Origin of the sequence: Citrobacter sp. CK180 (genome assembly GCF_030333655.1) — a bacterium.
GTDB lineage: Bacteria > Pseudomonadota > Gammaproteobacteria > Enterobacterales > Enterobacteriaceae > Citrobacter_B > Citrobacter_B koseri.
The window spans coordinates 280238-300456 of sequence record NZ_JAOWFM010000054.1; the positions used below are offsets into that span (position 1 = coordinate 280238).

General features: G+C 55.4%; 16 protein-coding genes and 1 pseudogene. 11 read left to right on the forward strand and 6 right to left on the reverse strand.

Annotation, left to right across the window (positions count from 1 at the left end; all coding sequences use genetic code 11):
* Nucleotides 1-28: 28 nt before the first annotated feature.
* From OGV50_RS18090 to ybgI, 3 genes and pseudogenes are all read right to left on the reverse strand, one after another.
* A complete protein-coding gene (locus tag OGV50_RS18090) occupies nucleotides 29-1267 on the reverse strand; it encodes an IS110 family RNA-guided transposase (protein ID WP_003030308.1) in 1239 nt (412 codons plus the stop codon).
* Between the two features lie 226 nt (nucleotides 1268-1493).
* Nucleotides 1494-1832: pseudogene (locus OGV50_RS18095) on the reverse strand (carboxyltransferase domain-containing protein); the annotation flags it as partial.
* A gap of 25 nt (nucleotides 1833-1857) precedes the next feature.
* Nucleotides 1858-2601, reverse strand: coding sequence for a radiation resistance protein YbgI (gene ybgI / locus OGV50_RS18100; RefSeq protein WP_024130534.1), 744 nt, complete (start codon nucleotides 2599-2601; stop codon nucleotides 1858-1860).
* A gap of 266 nt (nucleotides 2602-2867) precedes the next feature.
* Between ybgI and OGV50_RS18105 the strand changes: the two genes are divergently transcribed.
* A complete protein-coding gene (locus OGV50_RS18105) occupies nucleotides 2868-4349 on the forward strand; it encodes an MFS transporter (protein WP_200092076.1) in 1482 nt (493 codons plus the stop codon).
* A gap of 146 nt (nucleotides 4350-4495) precedes the next feature.
* Here the strand turns inward: OGV50_RS18105 and OGV50_RS18110 are convergent, their stop codons facing one another.
* Nucleotides 4496-4702 carry a YbfA family protein gene (locus OGV50_RS18110; protein WP_024130535.1) on the reverse strand — a complete coding sequence of 69 codons (207 nt, stop codon included), beginning with the start codon at nucleotides 4700-4702 and terminating at the stop codon, nucleotides 4496-4498.
* A gap of 309 nt (nucleotides 4703-5011) precedes the next feature.
* Here OGV50_RS18110 and kdpF point away from each other — a divergent pair, with 309 nt between their 5' ends.
* The 9 genes from kdpF to potE all read left to right on the forward strand — a co-directional run bounded on the left by kdpF (nucleotide 5012) and on the right by potE (nucleotide 16939).
* Nucleotides 5012-5101 (forward strand): K(+)-transporting ATPase subunit F, encoded by a 90-nt coding sequence (gene kdpF / locus OGV50_RS18115; RefSeq protein ID WP_047458128.1) that lies wholly within the window; start codon nucleotides 5012-5014, stop codon nucleotides 5099-5101.
* Nucleotides 5101-6780: a potassium-transporting ATPase subunit KdpA gene (gene kdpA, locus OGV50_RS18120; RefSeq protein ID WP_200092071.1), complete on the forward strand. Its 1680-nt coding sequence runs from the start codon at nucleotides 5101-5103 to the stop codon at nucleotides 6778-6780. Before kdpF ends, kdpA begins: the two co-directional genes overlap by 1 nt.
* Before the next feature lie 20 nt (nucleotides 6781-6800).
* Nucleotides 6801-8849, forward strand: coding sequence for a potassium-transporting ATPase subunit KdpB (gene kdpB / locus OGV50_RS18125; RefSeq protein WP_200092053.1), 2049 nt, complete (start codon nucleotides 6801-6803; stop codon nucleotides 8847-8849).
* An 8-nt stretch (nucleotides 8850-8857) separates the two neighbouring features.
* Nucleotides 8858-9424 (forward strand): K(+)-transporting ATPase subunit C, encoded by a 567-nt coding sequence (gene kdpC / locus OGV50_RS18130; RefSeq protein WP_047458134.1) that lies wholly within the window; start codon nucleotides 8858-8860, stop codon nucleotides 9422-9424.
* Nucleotides 9424-12111 (forward strand): two-component system sensor histidine kinase KdpD, encoded by a 2688-nt coding sequence (kdpD, locus tag OGV50_RS18135; protein WP_200092032.1) that lies wholly within the window; start codon nucleotides 9424-9426, stop codon nucleotides 12109-12111. The genes kdpC and kdpD overlap by 1 nt, the downstream gene beginning before the upstream one ends.
* Nucleotides 12108-12785, forward strand: coding sequence for a two-component system response regulator KdpE (gene kdpE, locus OGV50_RS18140; protein WP_012133308.1), 678 nt, complete (start codon nucleotides 12108-12110; stop codon nucleotides 12783-12785). Before kdpD ends, kdpE begins: the two co-directional genes overlap by 4 nt.
* 278 nt (nucleotides 12786-13063) lie before the next feature.
* A complete protein-coding gene (gene speFL, locus OGV50_RS18145) occupies nucleotides 13064-13168 on the forward strand; it encodes a leader peptide SpeFL (protein ID WP_114149115.1) in 105 nt (34 codons plus the stop codon).
* Nucleotides 13169-13424: 256 nt separating this feature from the next.
* Complete coding sequence (gene speF, locus OGV50_RS18150) at nucleotides 13425-15623, forward strand: ornithine decarboxylase SpeF (RefSeq protein ID WP_286488691.1); 2199 nt, start codon at nucleotides 13425-13427, stop codon at nucleotides 15621-15623.
* Nucleotides 15620-16939 (forward strand): putrescine-ornithine antiporter, encoded by a 1320-nt coding sequence (potE, locus tag OGV50_RS18155; protein ID WP_012133311.1) that lies wholly within the window; start codon nucleotides 15620-15622, stop codon nucleotides 16937-16939. The genes speF and potE overlap by 4 nt, the downstream gene beginning before the upstream one ends.
* A gap of 90 nt (nucleotides 16940-17029) precedes the next feature.
* On the opposite strand, the gene pgm is transcribed toward potE, so the two are convergent.
* Nucleotides 17030-18670 carry a phosphoglucomutase (alpha-D-glucose-1,6-bisphosphate-dependent) gene (gene pgm, locus OGV50_RS18160; protein ID WP_012133312.1) on the reverse strand — a complete coding sequence of 547 codons (1641 nt, stop codon included), beginning with the start codon at nucleotides 18668-18670 and terminating at the stop codon, nucleotides 17030-17032.
* Nucleotides 18671-18694: 24 nt separating this feature from the next.
* Complete coding sequence (gene seqA / locus OGV50_RS18165) at nucleotides 18695-19240, reverse strand: replication initiation negative regulator SeqA (RefSeq protein WP_047458147.1); 546 nt, start codon at nucleotides 19238-19240, stop codon at nucleotides 18695-18697.
* Nucleotides 19241-19437: 197 nt separating this feature from the next.
* Between seqA and ybfF the strand changes: the two genes are divergently transcribed.
* Complete coding sequence (gene ybfF / locus OGV50_RS18170; protein WP_049009846.1) at nucleotides 19438-20211, forward strand: esterase; 774 nt, start codon at nucleotides 19438-19440, stop codon at nucleotides 20209-20211.
* The last annotated feature ends 8 nt before the right edge of the window (nucleotides 20212-20219 follow it).

The window sequence follows — 20219 nt, forward strand, 5'->3', positions numbered from 1 at the left end:
TCACGCCCTGAGACATTCGACAAGCTTTTTATGGCTTCAGTAAGGGCGAGTGGCGCGCTTCGAGAGCCAGCAAATATTTTGCTTCATCGTACTGGGTTCTGGCCTTCCAGCAGCGGTAAATGATCCTTATCCATTTGAACGCCAGTGCCCGGATCGCAGACTGATGAGATTTGCCCTTCTCTCTGAGGCCCTGATAATACAGTCTGGCCCAGTATGATGAATTAACCGTCTTGGCAGCCCATTCAACAAAGGTTTGCCTGACGAACTTGGCACACTGCCATCGCCAGTGAACCCAGGATTTCTGGCCACTTCGTTCTGTCACCGGTGCAATACCTGCGTAGTTTTGAATTTCTTCAGCGCTGTTAAACCGGTCACGGTTATCACCAAGTGCAGCAAGCATTCGTGGGCCCATACACGGCCCCATGCCCGGAAGTGATTTGAACAGCTCCGCATCTGGCAATGTGTCAAACAACGCTTCGATTCGTTCGTCATAGGTTTTGATGATTTCACTCACGACTTTAATTTGTGTCGCCAGTGCTGTTGCCATCAAAGCATTAGCCTCTATAACGCTCGGGTCTGTAGTCAATGGGATCGCGTTATCAATACTCGCAACACGTTGCTCGGTAAGAGCCATTGCGCGGCCACCTTTGGCATTCAGAAAGTTGCGGATCGTGTCGCGCCTCGCTCGTTTCAGTTGTTGCAGACTGGGCCACCGGATAATCAGCTCACACAATAGTAAGCTACCCCGATGTGAGAACCACTCCAGTGGCTGAGGATAATACTGTTTAAGTGTGTTGATTATCCGGTTCACAAAACGGCGTTTATCTTCAACCAGCTGACGGCGCTGCTCAACCAGTTGCTGGAGTAACCGGATATCCGCATTGTCGGGTTCAATGGCTTTTATCTTTTGGGGATAACGCAGCATTAACTCTAATGCCAGCTCGGCATCCTGCGGGTCATCTTTAGCGCCGCTGGGCGAGAAGGCCTGCCGGTAACGAGCCAGGGACAAAGCGTGGACGGGGAAAACGGTGATAAATGGATATTTCTGAAGAGCATACACCACGGGACCTTTCTTCAGCTCAACGGCGATAGCGATCCTGCCTTTTACCTTCTGGTGTAACTCGGTAAGCCAGACATCAAGTGCTTCCGGCGTATGTTCAATCACATGGAATGTGCGTTCACCGTTTTTAAACTGAACACAGACATCGTGCTTTTTATCTGCCCAGTCCAGACCAACGTGCGCAGCAAATTGATTAGTCGCAGTCATCACCAACTCCTTTTTATCGGGGATTGGTATGCATTCCACGCTCTTCGAAAGAAATATAGCCAGCAGTTTATCTGCATGCCCTGAGTATTCGTTAGCGAACGTGGAGCACCCACTGGCTCGAAAGAAAAGCGGCGATCATCACGTGATTCTCGCTCAATATTCGTAACCAGTAAGCGCATACCCTGAATCACTTAAAGTGTAATTCTCAGGGTGCGAATGACTATATTTCGCTTAATCCGCTGTGTCGCGCCACCTCCGCCAGATCCGGGCCGCCCTCGCCGCCGTAGGTCACGGGAATTTCGATAAAGCGTGAATCAGGCTCCAGCGCCTCGCTCTCTTCCCACCAGCGCTGCAAACGTTCAATCGCATCCAGCGCCAGCGTCTGCGGCTCGCGCAGGATCACCGTGATATTGTTCATACCCGGAATCGCTTCAACAACATTCGGCATATCGACCAGACGCTGCGCCAGTCGCCAGATGCGTTTCTGGGATGCCAGCGTGACCGGCGGTTCAAGCTCCAGCACCACTGCCGTTTCACCTAACAGATAACAACGCGCTCGTTGCACTTTCGTCCCTCTCGTGTTTTATGCGTTATGCCGGATTAGGAATATCAATAAAGGTCACATCCAGACTCGTATTTTCAGTCAGCCATTCGCTTAACGCGCGAATACCGCCGCGCTCGGTGGCGTGGTGTCCGGCGGCATAGAAATGCAGCCCCTGTTCGCGGGCGGAGTGAATCGTCTGTTCAGAGACCTCGCCGGTAATAAACGCATCCACGCCAAAGCGCGCGGCGCTGTCGATAAAACTTTGCCCGCCACCGGTACACCAGGCCACACGCTGCACTTTTTCCGGCCCGGTATCGCCGCACCATAACGGTTTACGCCCCAGGCGCGCTTCAATCCACGAGGCCAGTTCCAGCCCCGGCACCGGCATTGATAACTCTCCCCACGGCACCAGCGGCTCGATTTCCCCCATCACGGTAATGCCAAGCAGCGCCGCCAGCTGCACGTTGTTTCCCAGTTCCGGGTGCGCATCCAACGGCAGATGCCAGCCATAGAGGTTAATGTCATTCGCCAGCAGCGTTTTCAGCCGATTGCGTTTCATACCGCGAATGACCGGAGATTCCCCTTTCCAGAAGTAACCATGATGAACGATGACCGCATCAGCCTGCTGGCGTACCGCTTCATCCAGTAAGGCCTGGCTTGCCGTCACGCCGGTCACGATTTTTTGCACCGTCTCTTTGCCTTCAACCTGTAAGCCATTCGGCGCGTAATCGCTGATGGCCGCGCTGTTCAGCTTTTCATTGATCAGTTGTTCCAGTTCGGTGTTTTTCATCATCGCTCCCTTCTTCATATGTGCACTACGTTAAAATAGCGTTCTCCCGTCACTTCGTCGATAGCCATTTCTTCGACACATTGAGAAACAATCACGCCGTTTTAAGACGCAAAATGCTTACCCTTACTCGATCTGATTCATGTATATTTATGCAATCAGACAGCATATTGCAAAAATAATCAGATCTGTATCGAAGTTATAACTTTAAGGAAACACACTCACGCCGCGGATTTCTTTTGCGGTGTGACATCCATCCCGGAATCACAATGAATAAACCATCTTCTCAACCGCGCGCCATTTATTACGTCGTCGCACTGCAAATTTGGGAATACTTCAGCTTTTACGGCATGCGCGCCCTGCTGATTCTCTACCTCACCAACCAGCTAAAATACGACGATAACCATGCGTATGCGCTGTTCAGCGCTTACTGTTCGCTGGTCTATGTCACCCCGATTCTCGGCGGGTATCTGGCGGATAAAGTGCTTGGTAATCGCATGGCGGTCATGCTGGGAGCATTTTTGATGGCCGTTGGGCATCTGGTGCTGGGGGCGAGTGAAATCGCGCCGACCTTCCTTTATTTGTCGCTGGCGATCATCGTCTGCGGTTACGGTCTGTTCAAATCCAACATCAGTTGCCTGTTGGGTGAGCTGTATAAACCGGAAGATCCACGCCGCGACGGGGGATTCTCACTGCTGTATGCCGCCGGCAATATCGGCTCGATCGTTGCCCCTATCGCCTGTGGTTATGTTCAGGAAGAGTACAGCTGGGCGATGGGTTTTGCGCTGGCCGCTATCGGCATGATCGCCGGGTTAATTATCTTCCTGTGCGGCAATCGCCATTTCGCCCACACCACTGGGGTGAATAAAGCCACGCTGCACGCCAGAACGTTTGTTCTGCCCAACTGGTGTTGGCTGCTGGTGCTGTTGGTCGCCGCGCCGCTGCTGATCACGGTGCTGTTCTGGAAAGAATGGTCGGTCTATGCGCTGATTGTCGCCACCGTCATTGGTCTTGCGGTGCTGACAAAAATCTACCGTCAGGCACAGACGCAAAAACAGCGTAAAGAGCTGGGGCTGATTGTGGTTCTCACCTTCTTCAGCATGTTGTTCTGGGCGTTCGCCCAACAGGGCGGCAGCTCCATCAGTTTGTACATCGACCGATTCGTGAACCGTACGATTCTGGGTTACGAAGTACCGACGGCGATGTTCCAGTCAGTGAATGCCTTCGCGGTCATGCTGTGCGGCGTGGTGCTGGCCTGGCTGATTAAGGAGAGTATGGGCGGCAACCGTACCGTGCGGATCTGGGGGAAATTCGCCCTGGGCCTCGGTTTGATGAGCGCCGGATTCTGCATTCTGACCGTAAGCGCCCGGTTATCTGCCGCCTACGGTCACTCTTCTATGCCACTGATGATCTTAGGGTTGGCGGTAATGGGTTTTGCCGAGTTGTTCATCGACCCGGTCGCAATGTCGCAGATTACACGTATTGAGATCCCTGGCGTGACGGGCGTTCTGACCGGTATCTATATGTTGCTCTCCGGCGCGATCGCCAACTATCTGGCTGGCGTCATTGCCGATCAGACCTCGCAGAGCGCGTTTGATGCAAGCGGCGCGATCAACTACGCCATCAATGCCTATATCGATGTGTTCGACCAGATAACCTGGGGAGCGCTGGCCTGCGTGGCGCTGGTACTGCTGATTTGGCTGTATCAGTCACTCAAATTCAGAAACCGCCCGCTGGCGGTTGAGTCCTGAATGACATTACGCCCGGTGGCGCAGCGCTTACCGGGCCTACAGCGTGGCACTATCTGTAGGCCGGATAAGGCATCGCCGCCATCCGGCATAACGTATAAAAAAACCGCCACATTTCTGTTGGCGGTTTTCTCGGACGATGCTGTATATCAGTAGAAATCGCAGGTCACTTTTTCTGCCTGCTCCATCCACACCGGTTTATCGCTGGTTTTCGACCAGACGCGATGCAGATAGCTGTAAAAACGAGCACGGTCTTTCCAGAACAACATGACCGGCAGCGCCAGAACCCCAGCCACAACGGCGAGAGTGCGGCGTAACAAAACAACATGAGCCGGATATTCTTTATAGAGTTCCATACTTTTCTCCCCTTTATCTGGCCGGTAATCATCACCGGTAAAGTCAAATTGGTTATCTGCTGAAAATAGTACCGCTTTGCGTGTAATTTTACTACTCATCCGACCACTTATTTTTGTCTATTTAAGCTTTATTTACATTCGCCCCGTAATTAAGTTACATAAAAGTTAAATTAATACTAATCATTAGTTAAATGATGGTCTTTTCCATTTTTATACTTTTTTTACACCCTACGCGCCGATTTTTGCGAAATCTTTGCAGGCAAAAAATTACCCTCCGCATATCAGAAGAAAAACCACTGGAGGTGCACCGTGAGTGCAGGCGTAATCATCGGCATCATGCTGATTTTCTTACTTTTGGGTTACCTGGTGTATGCCCTGATTAATGCGGAGGCATTCTGATGGCGGCCCAGGGATTTTTACTGACAGCCAGTTTTTTACTGATCCTGTTCGTGCTCGCCCGCCCTTTAGGCGTGGGTCTGGCGCGACTTATCAACAACATTCCCCTGCCAGGCACCGCCAGCGCAGAGCGTCTGCTATGGCGCGGGTTGGGGATACCGGCGCAGGAAATGGACTGGAAACAGTATCTGCTGGCCATTCTTACCCTGAATCTGTTGGGTCTGGCAGTGCTGTTTCTGATGCTGCTGGGGCAAAACCTGCTGCCGCTGAACCCGCAGCAGTTGCCTGGCCTTTCCTGGCATCTGGCGCTCAATACGGCCATCAGTTTTGTCACCAATACCAACTGGCAGTCCTACGGTGGGGAAACCACCTTAAGCTACTTCAGCCAGATGGCGGGACTGACCGTACAGAACTTCCTGTCGGCGGCTACCGGTATCGCGGTGATCTTCGCCCTGATCCGCGCCTTTACGCGCCAGAGCATGGATACGCTGGGCAACGCCTGGATGGATTTGGTGCGCATTACGCTGTGGATCTTATTGCCGCTCGCCCTGTTAATCGCCCTGCTTTTCATCCAGCAGGGCGCACTGCAAAACCTGATGCCCTATCAACCGTTCACCAGCGTTGAAGGTGTGAAACAGCTTTTGCCGATGGGGCCGGTAGCTTCACAGGAAGCCATAAAGATGCTCGGCACCAACGGCGGCGGGTTCTTCAACGCCAACTCATCGCATCCGTTTGAAAACCCGAGCGCATTAACCAACATGGTACAGATGCTGGCGATCTTTTTGATTCCCGCCGCGCTTTGCTTTGCCTTTGGCGATGCGTCAGGCGATCGCCGTCAGGGGCAGATGCTGCTGTGGGCGATGTCGATCATTTTCGTGGTCTGCGTCGCCGTGGTGATGTCGGCGGAAGTCCAGGGTAATCCTCATCTGCTGAAGTTTGGCGCCGACAGCAGCCTCAATATGGAAGGCAAAGAGAGCCGCTTTGGCGTGCTGGTCAGCAGCCTGTTCGCCGTCGTGACCACGGCGGCCTCCTGCGGGGCGGTTATCGCTATGCATGACTCTTTTACCGCGCTGGGCGGCATGGTGCCAATGTGGCTGATGCAAATCGGCGAAGTGGTTTTTGGCGGCGTCGGTTCGGGTTTGTACGGCATGCTGTTGTTCGTATTGTTAGCCGTATTTATCGCCGGGCTGATGATTGGCCGCACGCCAGAATATCTGGGTAAAAAAATCGACGTGCGCGAAATGAAAATGACCGCCCTGGCGATTCTGATTACCCCGACGCTGGTATTGCTCGGTACGGCGCTGGCGATGATGACCGAAACCGGCCGCAGCGGAATGCTCAACCCCGGCCCACACGGTTTTAGCGAAGTGCTGTACGCCGTCTCTTCGGCGGCCAACAACAACGGCAGCGCCTTTGCCGGTCTGAACGCCAGCACACCCTTCTGGAACTGCCTGCTGGCCTTCTGCATGTTTATCGGTCGCTTCGGGGTGATTATCCCGGTCATGGCAATTGCCGGATCGCTGGTCGGTAAAAAGCGCCAGCCGGCCAGCCCCGGCACACTGCCGACGCACGGCGCGCTGTTTGTCGGCCTGCTGATCGGTACGGTGTTGCTGGTGGGCGCACTGACCTTTATTCCTGCGCTGGCGCTTGGGCCGGTTGCTGAACACCTCTCTTTATATTGAGCGAAGCGGAGTACATGGTGATGAGTCGCAAACAACTGGCGCTGTTCGAACCCTCCCTGGTCGCTCAGGCGCTGATCGAGGCCGTGAAAAAATTAAGCCCACATACCCAGTGGCGCAATCCGGTCATGTTTATTGTCTGGATCGGCAGTCTGCTGACGACCTTTATCACGGTGGCGATGGCAACCGGGCAGATGCCAGGGAATCCCCGTTTTACTGGCGCGATAAGCCTCTGGCTGTGGGTTACCGTCCTGTTCGCTAACGTTGCCGAAGCGCTGGCGGAAGGTCGCAGCAAAGCACAGGCCAGCAGTCTGAAGGGGGTGAAGAAAACGGCATTTGCCCGCAAACTGCGTGAACCAAAGTATGGCGCGCAGGCGGATCGCCTCCCTGCCGATGAGCTGCGTAAAGGGGATATCGTCCTGGTTGAAGCGGGCGATATTATTCCCTGCGACGGCGAGGTCATTGAAGGCGGCGCATCGGTGGACGAAAGCGCCATTACCGGTGAGTCCGCGCCGGTGATTCGTGAATCCGGCGGCGACTTTGCCTCAGTGACCGGCGGAACACGTATTCTCTCCGACTGGCTGGTCATCGAATGCAGCGTGAATCCCGGCGAAACCTTCCTTGACCGGATGATCGCGATGGTGGAAGGCGCGCAGCGCCGTAAAACGCCAAACGAAATCGCGCTGACCATTCTGCTGATTGCCCTGACTATTGTCTTTTTACTGGCAACCGCCACGCTCTGGCCCTTTTCCGCCTGGGGCGGCCATGTCGTCAGCGTGACGGTGCTGGTCGCCCTGCTGGTTTGCCTGATCCCCACCACTATCGGCGGATTACTTTCGGCGATCGGCGTCGCCGGGATGAGTCGAATGCTGGGAGCAAACGTCATCGCCACCAGCGGGCGGGCGGTGGAAGCCGCAGGCGACGTGGACGTGCTGCTGCTGGATAAAACCGGTACCATCACTCTCGGCAACCGTCAGGCCTCGGACTTTCTGCCCGCTCAGGGCGTGGATGAAAAGACGCTGGCCGACGCGGCGCAGCTCTCTTCGCTGGCCGACGAAACGCCGGAAGGCCGCAGCATCGTCATTCTCGCCAAACAGCGTTTTAATCTGCGCGAGCGCGATGTGCAGTCGCGCCATGCCACCTTTGTGCCCTTTACCGCGCAAAGCCGGATGAGCGGTATCAACATTGATAACCGAATGATCCGTAAAGGTTCCGTGGACGCCATTCGCCGCCACGTTGAAGCCAGCGGTGGTCACTTCCCCGCTGACGTGGAGCAAAAAGTGGATAGCGTCGCCCGTCTTGGCGCCACGCCGCTGGTGGTGGTGGAAGGTTCCCGCGTGCTGGGCGTTATCGCGCTGAAAGATATTGTCAAAGGCGGGATTAAGGAACGTTTTGCCCAGTTGCGCAAAATGGGCATCAAAACGGTGATGATCACCGGCGACAACCGCCTGACGGCAGCGGCGATTGCCGCAGAAGCCGGTGTGGATGATTTCCTGGCGGAAGCCACACCAGAAGCCAAGCTGGCGTTGATCCGCCAGTACCAGGCTGAAGGTCGCCTGGTGGCGATGACCGGCGATGGAACCAACGATGCACCGGCGCTGGCGCAGGCTGATGTGGCGGTGGCGATGAACTCCGGTACTCAGGCAGCGAAAGAAGCCGGTAACATGGTGGATCTGGATTCCAACCCGACCAAGCTGATCGAAGTGGTGCATATCGGTAAACAGATGCTGATGACGCGCGGTTCGCTCACCACGTTCAGTATCGCCAATGACGTGGCGAAATATTTCGCCATCATTCCGGCGGCGTTTGCCGCGACGTACCCGCAGTTGAATACGCTGAACATTATGCGTCTGCATTCGCCGGATTCCGCAATCCTCAGCGCGGTGATCTTCAATGCGTTGATTATCGTTTTTCTGATCCCGCTGGCATTGAAAGGGGTGAGCTATAAGCCGCTTTCGGCCTCTGCCATGCTGCGCCGTAACCTGTGGGTCTACGGCCTGGGTGGTCTGGTTGTGCCGTTTATCGGCATTAAAGTGATTGATTTACTGCTGACTCTGCTGGGTCTGGTGTGAGGTTTATAATGAGTGGATTACGTCCTGCATTATCAACGCTGGTGTTTCTGACGCTGCTAACCGGCGGCATTTACCCGCTGCTTACCACCGCGCTGGGGCAATGGTGGTTCCCGTATCAGGCTAACGGTTCACTGATTGTTGATGGCAGTCTCGTGCGCGGCTCTGCGCTTATCGGGCAGAATTTTACCGCCGACGGCTATTTTCAGGGACGCCCGTCAGCAACGGCGGAAATACCCTATAATCCCATGGCTTCCGGCGGCAGTAATCTGGCGGTCAGCAACCCGGAGCTGGATAAACAGTTGCAGCAGCGGGTGAAGGCGCTGCGGGCCGCTAACCCGGACGCCAGCACGACGATTCCGGTGGAACTGCTCACCGCCTCCGCCAGCGGGCTGGACAATAACCTGACGCCAGCAGCGGCGGCGTGGCAGATCCCGCGCGTCGCCAAAGCGCGAAATCTCAGCGTTGAAGCCGTGACGCAGTTGGTCGCAGAATATACGCAAAAGCCGCTGGTGAGTTTTATCGGCCAGCCAGTGGTCAATATCGTGGAACTCAATTTAGCGCTGGATAAGCTCTGATGGTTAATGAAGAACCGCTACGCCCTGACCCCGATCGCCTACTGGAACAGACCGCCGCACCACACCGGGGAAAACTGAAAATCTTCTTCGGCGCCTGCGCAGGCGTCGGGAAAACCTGGGCGATGCTGGCTGAGGCGCAGCGACTGCGGGCGCAAGGGCTGGATATTTTGACGGGTGTCGTGGAAACCCACGGGCGTAAAGAGACCGCCGCGCTGCTGGACGGCCTCAGCATCCTGCCGCTAAAACGGCAGACGCGTCACGGACGCCATCTCAGCGAGTTCGATCTCGACGCGGCGCTGGCCCGTCGCCCGGCGCTTATTCTCATGGACGAACTGGCGCACAGTAATGCGCCAGGCTCGCGCCACCCCAAACGCTGGCAGGATATCGAAGAACTGCTGGAAGCGGGTATTGACGTCTTTACCACCGTCAACGTCCAGCACCTGGAAAGCCTCAACGATGTGGTCAGTGGCGTGACCGGCATTCAGGTTCGTGAAACCGTGCCAGACCCTTTCTTCGATGCCGCCGACGAGGTGGTTCTGGTCGACCTGCCGCCTGACGATCTGCGAGCGCGTCTGAAGGAGGGCAAGGTGTACATTGCCGGTCAGGCTGAACGCGCCATTGAGCACTTCTTTCGCAAAGGCAATTTGATCGCCCTGCGTGAACTGGCGCTGCGCCGCACGGCCGACCGGGTGGACGATCAAATGCGCGCCTGGCGGAGTCATCCGGGCGAAGAGAAAGTGTGGCATACCCGCGACGCCATTCTGCTGTGCATCGGGCACAACACCGGCAGTGAAAAACTGGTGCGTGCCGCCGCGCGGCTGGCTGCCCGCCTCGGCAGCGTCTGGCACGCGGTGTATGTCGAAACCCCGGCGCTGCATCGCCTGCCGGAAAAGCAGCGGCGCGCCATCTTAAGCGCCCTGCGTCTGGCGCAGGAGCTGGGCGCAGAGACCGCCACGCTTTCCGAGCCCGCCGAAGAAAAAGCGGTTGTGCGTTACGCCCGGGAACATAACCTCGGCAAAATTGTGCTGGGTCGTCCGGCAACGCGACGCTGGTGGCGCAGAGATTCGTTTGCCGATCGCCTGGCGAAACAGGCGCCGGATCTCGATCAGGTAGTTGTCGCCCTTGATGATCCCCCGACTCGCCCGTTGAATCAGACACCGGATACCCGTGGCTTCAAAGATAAGTGGCGGGTGCAGATACAGGGCTGCCTGGTCGCGATCGCCCTTTGCGCGGTGACCACCGTCATCGCCGTACAGTGGATGGTCGCCTTTGATGCCGCTAACCTGGTGATGCTGTATCTGCTGGGCGTGGTAATTATCGCTCTGTTTTATGGGCGCTGGCCCTCGGTAGTGGCAACCTTTATTAACGTCGCCAGCTTCGATCTCTTTTTTATTGCTCCTCGCGGCACGCTTGCCGTTTCCGATGTGCAGTATCTGTTGACCTTCGCCGTGATGCTGACGGTGGGGCTGGTGATCGGTAACCTGACGGCGGGCGTGCGCTATCAGGCGCGGGTTGCCCGCTATCGGGAACAGCGCACGCGCCATCTGTACGAGATGTCCAAAGCGCTGGCGGTGGGGCGAAGCAGGCAGGATATCGCCGCCACCAGCGAACAGTTTATCGCCTCCACGTTTCAGGCCCGCAGCCAGGTGTTATTGCCGGATGAAAACGGCACGCTGATGCCGCTGACCCACCAGCAGGGCATAACGCCGTGGGATGACGCCATCGCCCGGTGGAGCTTTGACAAAGGCCAGCCGGCCGGGGCGGGCACAGATACCCTGCCCGGCGTGCCGTATCAAATTTTACCGTTAAAAAGCGCCGATAAAACGCATGGACTGGTGGTGGTCGAACCGGGGAATCTTCGCCAGTTGATGCTCCCGGAGCAACAGCGGCTACTGGAAACATTCACCTTGCTGGTCGCCAGCGCGCTGGAGCGTCTGACGCTTACCGCCAGTGAAGAGCTGGCCCGACTCGCCAGCGAGCGCGAGAGCATTCGCAATGCCCTGCTCGCCGCCCTCTCCCACGACTTGCGCACGCCGCTGACGGTGCTGTTTGGTCAGGCGGAGATTTTAACCCTGGATTTGGCAAGTGAAGGATCGCCACATGCGCGCCAGGCCAGCGAAATCCGCCAGCACATTCTCAACACCACCCGACTGGTGAATAACCTGCTGGATATGGCACGCATTCAGTCCGGTGGATTTAATCTTAAAAAAGAGTGGCTGACGCTGGAAGAGGTTGTCGGCAGCGCTCTGCAAATGCTGGAGCCGGGGCTATCCCACCCCATTAACCTGTCGCTGCCAGCGCCGCTGACGCTGGTACACGTTGACGGCCCGCTGTTTGAACGGGTACTGATCAACCTTCTGGAAAACGCCGTCAAATATGCCGGTTCACAGGCGGAGATCGGCATTGATGCCCATATTGAAGACGAACATCTTCAGCTTGACGTCTGGGATAATGGCCCTGGCATTCCTGACGGGCAGGAGAAAAGCATCTTCGACAAATTTGCCCGGGGAAATAAAGAGTCTGCCGTACCGGGCGTTGGGCTGGGGCTGGCTATTTGCCAGGCGATTGTTGAAGTGCACGGTGGAACGATTTCCGCCCACAATCGCCCGCAGGGCGGAGCCTGTTTCCGTGTTACACTCCCGCAGGAAACTGCGCCTGAACTTGAAGATTTTCATGAGGATATGTGACCAACGTTCTGATTGTTGAAGACGAACAGGCTATTCGCCGCTTTCTGCGCAGCGCGCTGGAAAGCGACGGGCTGCGCGTGTACGAAGCAGAGACGCTAAGCCGTGGGTTGCTGGAAGCCGCCACGCGGAAACCCGATCTCATCATTCTTGATCTTGGCCTGCCTGACGGCGACGGCATCGATTTTATTCGCGACCTGCGACAATGGAGCGCAATTCCGGTGATTGTGCTTTCTGCTCGCAGCGAGGAGAGCGATAAAATCACTGCGCTGGATGCGGGCGCCGATGACTATCTGAGTAAACCCTTCGGCATTGGCGAACTACAGGCGCGCTTACGCGTGGCGCTGCGCCGTCACGCCAGCGGCCCTTCTCCTGACCCCATCGTGCAGTTTTCCAGCATAAAAGTGGACTTAGCAGCACACCTTGTCCACCGTGATGAAGAAGAAATTCACCTGACGCCGATTGAGTTTCGCCTACTGGCCGTGTTGCTGAATAATGCGGGCAAAGTGCTCACCCAGCGCCAGCTGTTGAACCAGGTCTGGGGCCCGAACGCCGTCGAGCACAGTCACTATTTGCGTATTTATATGGGTCACCTGCGACAGAAACTGGAGAAAGATCCCGCCCGCCCCCGCCATTTCATTACCGAAACCGGAATCGGTTATCGTTTTATGCCATGAATGGTTATTCATTTTTTTTAATTAATTCCTAAATATCATTTTTATCATTAACCACACTGCAAATAATGTATTTTGCAGTGTAAGCTCATTCCTTAAAAAATATAAAAATACAAATTCATAACATATAAACAACAATACGATATCTTATCGTGTGATATGCATAAACAACGACTAAATATTTTAGAAATGATCGTTTTTTATTGATCTTCTTCACAGATCAGGCTCATTTCCTGGATAAAATACCCTCACCTTCCACTTATCCAGTAAAGGTAACCAAAATGGAAAATAATAGCCGTACAATGCCCCATATAAGGCGGACAACTCATATTATGATGTTTGCTCACCGTAACAGCTTCGACTTTCATTTCTTTAATGCCCGTTAGTCTTTCGACTAAGGGCACTCCAGCATACAGGTCTTCCTGACCCCTTGCATTGCAGGCTAACGCCTGTATCTCGTGGTGCTCACACTGCATAACCCTGTTTTACCTGTGACCGGAAAGGTTAGGGTTTATTGCATCTTCTAAAAAGCAATTTACTGATTTATTTGTCAGTGGCGTCGTATTGCTTTTTTTCCGGAGCTATCAGTTTCTCATTCGAGAAATTGAGGACCTGCTATTACCTGAAAATAAAGAGATGAAAATGTCTGAATTAAAAATTGCCGTCAGTCGTTCCTGCCCTGATTGTTTTTCTACACAGCGCAGTATCGTTAATGTTGATGAAAGTAATTTCATTGATGTTGCCGCTATCGTGTTATCCATCAATGATATTGAACGAGGTAAACTCGATGAGATTGATGCGACGGGCTACGGTATTCCCGTGTTTATCGCGACACAAAATGAAGAGCGCGTTCCGGCGGAATATCTGCCGCGGATCTCGGGCGTATTCGAACATAATGAAGCCCGTAACGCCTTCTATGGCCGCCAACTGGAGACCGCTGCCAGCCACTATGAAACGCAACTGCGCCCGCCGTTCTTCCGGGCGCTGGTGGACTACGTAAACCAGGGCAACAGCGCATTTGACTGTCCGGGGCATCAGGGCGGTGAATTCTTCCGCCGTCACCCCGCAGGGAACCAGTTCGTTGAGTACTTTGGCGAAACGCTTTTCCGCTCTGATTTGTGTAATGCCGACGTGGCGATGGGCGATCTGCTTATCCATGAAGGCGCGCCGTGCATCGCGCAACAACACGCCGCGAAAGTGTTCAACGCCGATAAAACCTACTTTGTGCTGAACGGCACCTCATCGTCAAACAAAGTGGTACTTAACGCGCTGCTGACCCCAGGCGATCTGGTGCTGTTCGATCGTAATAACCACAAATCGAACCACCACGGCGCGCTGTTGCAGGCGGGCGCGACGCCGGTTTATCTGGAAACCGCGCGCAACCCGTACGGCTTCATCGGCGGGATCGACGCCCACTGCTTTGAAGAAGGCTATCTGCGTGAACTGGTCAGCGAAGTGGCGCCGCAACGCGCGCAAGACGCCCGCCCGTTCCGCCTGGCGGTGATCCAGTTAGGCACCTACGACGGCACCATCTATAACGCCCGTCAGGTGGTGGATAAGATTGGTCATCTGTGCGACTACATCCTGTTTGACTCCGCATGGGTCGGCTACGAGCAGTTTATTCCGATGATGGCCGATTGCTCGCCGTTGCTGCTGGATCTGAACGAGAACGATCCAGGTATCCTGGTCACGCAGTCTGTTCACAAACAGCAGGCCGGTTTCTCCCAGACCTCGCAGATCCACAAGAAAGACAGCCATATCAAAGGTCAGTCTCGCTATGTGCCGCATAAACGTATGAATAACGCGTTCATGATGCACGCCTCCACCAGCCCGTTCTACCCGCTGTTCGCCGCCCTGGACATCAACGCCAAAATGCACGAAGGCGTCGGTGGCCGTAACATGTGGATGGACTGCGTGGCGAATGGCATCAATGCTCGTAAGCTGATCCTTGATAACTGCCATCACATCCGTCCGTTCGTGCCGGAACTGATCGACGGCAAACCGTGGCAGTCTTACCCCACGGCGGAGATCGCAAACGACCTGCGCTTCTTCCACTTTGTGCCGGGCGAACACTGGCATGCCTTCGAAGGCTACGCCGAACACCAGTACTTTGTTGATCCGTGCAAACTGCTGCTCACGACGCCGGGCATCAATGCGCGCAACGGCGAATACGACACCTTTGGCGTTCCGGCGACCATCCTTGCCAACTTCCTGCGTGAAAACGGCGTGGTGCCGGAAAAATGCGATCTCAACTCGATCCTGTTCCTGCTGACGCCAGCGGAAGACATGGCGAAATTGCAGCAACTCGTCGCCCTGCTGGTGCGCTTTGAGAAACTGCTGGAAGCCGATGCGCCGCTGGCTGACGTTCTGCCGTCAATTTATAAGCAGCATGAAGCGCGTTATGCCGGCTACACCCTGCGTCAGCTGTGCCAGGAGATGCACGATCTGTACGCACGCCATAACGTGAAACAGCTGCAAAAAGAGATGTTCCGTAAATCCCATTTCCCACGCGTCAGCATGAATCCGCAGGACGCCAACTACGCCTATCTGCGCGGTGAAGTCGAACTGGTTCGCCTGCCGGACGCGGAAGGACGGATCGCGGCAGAAGGCGCGCTTCCGTATCCGCCAGGGGTTTTGTGCGTTGTTCCGGGTGAAATCTGGGGCGGTGCGGTGCTGCGTTATTTCAGCGCGCTGGAAGAAGGGATCAACCTGCTGCCGGGCTTTGCGCCTGAACTACAGGGCGTTTACATCGAAGAACACGACGGCCGTAAACAGGTGTGGTGCTACGTCATTAAAACGCGCGAAGCACAGAACACCCTGCTGAAAGGGGAAAAATTATGAGTAAAGCCAAATCCAATAAAATGGGCGTCGTTCAGCTCACCATCCTGACAATGGTCAATATGATGGGCTCCGGGATTATCATGCTGCCCACCAAACTTGCGGAGGTCGGCACCATCTCGATCATCTCGTGGCTGGTGACTGCCGTTGGTTCAATGGCGCTGGCATGGGCTTTCGCCAAATGCGGGATGTTCAGCCGTAAATCCGGCGGCATGGGCGGCTACGCGGAGTATGCCTTTGGTAAATCCGGCAACTTTATGGCGAACTACACCTATGGCGTTTCGCTGCTGATTGCCAACGTCGCTATCGCCATCTCCGCCGTCGGCTACGGCACCGAGTTATTCGGCGCCACGCTGTCACCGGTGCAGATCGGTCTGGCGACCATCGGCGTGCTGTGGCTGTGCACCGTCGCCAACTTCGGCGGCGCGCGCATTACCGGGCAAATCAGCAGTATCACCGTCTGGGGCGTGATTATTCCGGTTGTCGGTCTGTGCATCATCGGCTGGTTCTGGTTTAGCCCGACGCTGTACGCCAACTCCTGGAACCCGCATCACGTACCGTTCTTCACCGCCGTCGGTTCTTCTATTGCGATGACGCTGTGGGCCTTCCTCGGTCTGGAATCTGCCTGCGCCAACGCCGAAGTGGTGGAAAACCCGGAGCGTAACGTACCGATTGCGGTATTAGGCGGTACGCTGGGCGCGGCGGTGATTTACATCATCTCCACCAACGTGATTGCCGGGATCGTACCGAACATGGATCTGGCCAACTCCACCGCGCCGTTCGGTCTGGCGTTCGCACAGATGTTTACCCCGGAAGTCGGTAAAGTGATCATGGCGTTGATGGTGATGTCCTGCTGCGGTTCGCTGCTGGGCTGGCAGTTCACTATCGCCCAGGTTTTCAAATCCTCGGCGGATGAAGGATATTTCCCGAAAATCTTCTCTCGCGTAACGAAAGTGGATGCGCCGGTTCAGGGGATGCTGACCATCGTGATTATCCAGAGCGGATTATCGCTGATGACCATCAGCCCATCGCTGAACAGCCAGTTCAACGTGCTGGTTAACCTGGCGGTGGTAACAAACATTATCCCGTACATTCTGTCGATGGCCGCGCTGGTGATCATTCAGAAAGTGGCAAATGTTCCGTCGTCAAAAGCCAAAACGGCGAACTTCGTGGCATTCATCGGCGCACTGTACAGCTTCTACGCGCTGTATTCATCCGGTGAAGAAGCGATGCTGTACGGCTCCATCGTGACCTTCCTCGGCTGGACGCTGTATGGACTGGTATCGCCGCGCTTTGAGCTGAAAAACAAACACGGCTAAAAAAAAAGCCCGGTGGCGCTAACGCTTACCGGGCCTACGATCGTTGTTGTAGCCGGGCAAACGCAGTACCGCCCGGCACACAAACCGCACTTACGCGTTTTTCAGCACTTCGCTGACAATCTCAACCGCTTCTTTTTCGATCTGCTTGCGGTGTTCCTCGCCGAGGAAGCTTTCGCAATAAATCTTATAAGCGTCTTCCGTGCCAGAAGGCCGCGCGGCAAACCAGCCATTGTCGGTCATCACTTTCAGGCCGCCAATCGACGCGCCGTTACCCGGCGCCGCCGTCAGACGCGCGGTGATCGGATCGCCCGCCAGCGTGCTGGCGCTCACCATTTCTGGAGAGAGCTTAGACAATGCGGCTTTCTGCGCAGACGTTGCGCTTGCCTGCAAACGGTTATAGCTCGGCGCGCCAAAGCGAGCCGCCAGCTCGTTGTAGTGCTCCTGCGGGTTTTTCCCGGTGACGGCCGTGATTTCCGCCGCCAGCAGGCACATGATGATGCCGTCTTTATCGGTAGACCACGGCGTGCCGTCGAAACGCAGGAAAGACGCCCCGGCGCTCTCTTCGCCGCCGAAGCCGAAGCTGCCGTCGAACAGACCGTCAACGAACCATTTAAAGCCGACCGGCACTTCCACCAGTTTACGCCCCAAATCGTTCACCACGCGGTCGATCATCGCAGAGGAAACCAGCGTTTTACCGACCGCCACCTCTTTGCCCCACTGCGGGCGGTGCTGGAACAGATAGTTGATCGCTACCGCCAGATAGTGGTTCGGGTTCATCAGCCCTGCCGGAGTCACGATGCCGTGGCGGTCATAGTCCGGGTCGTTGGCGAACGCCAGATCGAACTTATCACGCAGCGCCAGCAGACCCGCCATCGCGCACTCGGAGGAACAGTCCATACGGATTGCGCCGTCTTTGTCGAGATGCATAAAGCGGAACGTCTGATCAACGTGATCGTTAACGATAGTCAGGTTCAGGTTGTAGTGCTTAGCAATACGCTTCCAGTATTCGATACCGGAACCGCCCAGCGGATCGACGCCCAGCGTCAGGCCCGCTTTCTGAATCGCCGCCATATCGACGATATCCGCCAGCCCTTCAACGAACGGCTGCACCAGATCCTGCTCTTTAACGTGGCCTGAGGCCATCGCCGCATCCAGAGAGATACGCTTCACGCCCTTCAGACCGTCAGCCAACAGCGCGTTGGCCCTGTCTTCCACCACTTTGGTGACGTTGGTATCCGCCGGGCCGCCGTTTGGCGGGTTGTACTTAATTCCGCCGTCTTCCGGTGGATTGTGAGATGGCGTGATCACGATGCCATCAGCCAGCGGGCCGCCTTTTTTATTGTGAACCAGGATAGCGTTGGAAACGGCAGGCGTTGGCGTGAAGCCATTGTTTTCCTGCACGATGACATCAACACCGTTCGCCGCCAGCACTTCCAGTACAGAGATAAATGCCGGTTCAGACAGCGCGTGGGTATCTTTGCCCACATAACAAGGACCAGTGATACCGTTTTTTGCACGCTCTTCCGCAATCGCCTGGGCGATTGCCAGGATGTGCGGCTCGTTAAAACTATGACGACCTGCGCTACCGCGATGCCCGGACGTACCGAACTTCACGGCGTGCTCTGCATTCCCTGCTTCGGGTTTCAGTACATAGTACTGTGCCGTCAGTTGGGCGACGTTAATCAAATCACTCTGTTGCGCAGGTTGACCTGCACGGTTGTGGATTGCCATTGCCTGGTCCTTTTAATGCAAGGATTAAATTGTTCCGCAAACCTTCTCAATCAATTCCGCCGGGAATTGCATTGACTGCATGATGTGTTCAACCATGCTGCATTTACGGCCGGTGTTGGTGTTGGTAATCACCCAATACGGCGTGCCGGGCACATGTTTCGGTTTGGTTTGATTACCATTTTTCAGCAGCGTTTGTTCATCAGCCGCAAAATAGACGCGCGTACGGCCATGCAACGACTCCGTCGCTTCGGCAAACGCGCGATTATCCAGTGAGTAGAGTGTAGACAGCACCAGCATGAAGCGGTTTACCGCTTTCTTCTGCTCCGCGTACTCGTCGGAAAGCAGCAGTTCACGCATGGCGCGGACTTTATCTTTTACGGGGTTGACGGGCTTCGCTTCCACGATAGCAGGTTGCGCGACGCGAACCTCTTTCGCCGCCGGAGTGACAGGCTGTGATACGGCGGAAAACTTCAACATGCGCCGTAAAATGTCGGATGCGCTCTCGCCAATATGCTTGGTGTGGCTGGCAATATAGCTATAGAGTTCATCATCAACTTCAATCGTTTTCATCTTAATCCAGTGCGGTGTCTTATCTGAATACAAGTCGTTGGGATTACCTGCACGTAGTGTAAAGGCAAATTCCAACAGCGGATAGCGTCAAACCTGGCTGACGGAAAAACTCGGAGTAAACCGTAGTTGTTGCAGCCCTGTGGCAGAATAGTCAACATAATACCCTAACCCGACAGAGCGAAAAAAAGAACTTTGCCATGAAATTGAATATCCGAGCGCAAACTGCACAAAACCTGCACAATAATTCTCCCATCGTCCTCGTTCACGGTTTGTTTGGCAGCCTGGACAACCTCGGCGTGCTGGCGCGCGACCTGGTGACCGATCACGATATCATTCAGGTTGATATGCGCAACCACGGTCTCTCCCCTCGCGATCCGGTGATGGACTACCCGGCAATGGCGCAAGACTTACTGGATACCATCGATGCCGAAGGCATTGAGAAAGCCACCTTTATCGGCCACTCTATGGGCGGTAAAGCGGTAATGGCGCTCACCGCGCTGGCGCCGGAGCGTATTGACCAGTTGGTCGCGATCGACATCGCGCCGGTCGATTACCACGTTCGCCGCCACGATGAAATCTTCGCCGCCATCAATGCCGTCACCGACGCGGGCGCCGAAACCCGTCAACAGGCCGCCACCGTTATGCGTCAACATCTGCAAGAAGAAGGCGTCATCCAGTTTCTGCTGAAATCGTTTATCGACGGCGAATGGCGCTTTAACGTACCGGTATTGTGGGAACAGTATCCACATATTGTGGGCTGGGAGACCATTCCAGCCTGGGATCGCCCGGCGTTGTTTATCCCCGGCGGCAACTCGCCTTATGTGACCGAAGCATATCGTCACGATCTGCTGGCGCAGTTCCCTCAGGCGCGAGCGCACGTCATCGCCGGAGCGGGCCACTGGGTTCACGCGGAAAAACCCGATGCGGTGCTGCGCGCCATTCGTCGCTATCTGGCAGATAAGGCCAACTGATTAAAAAC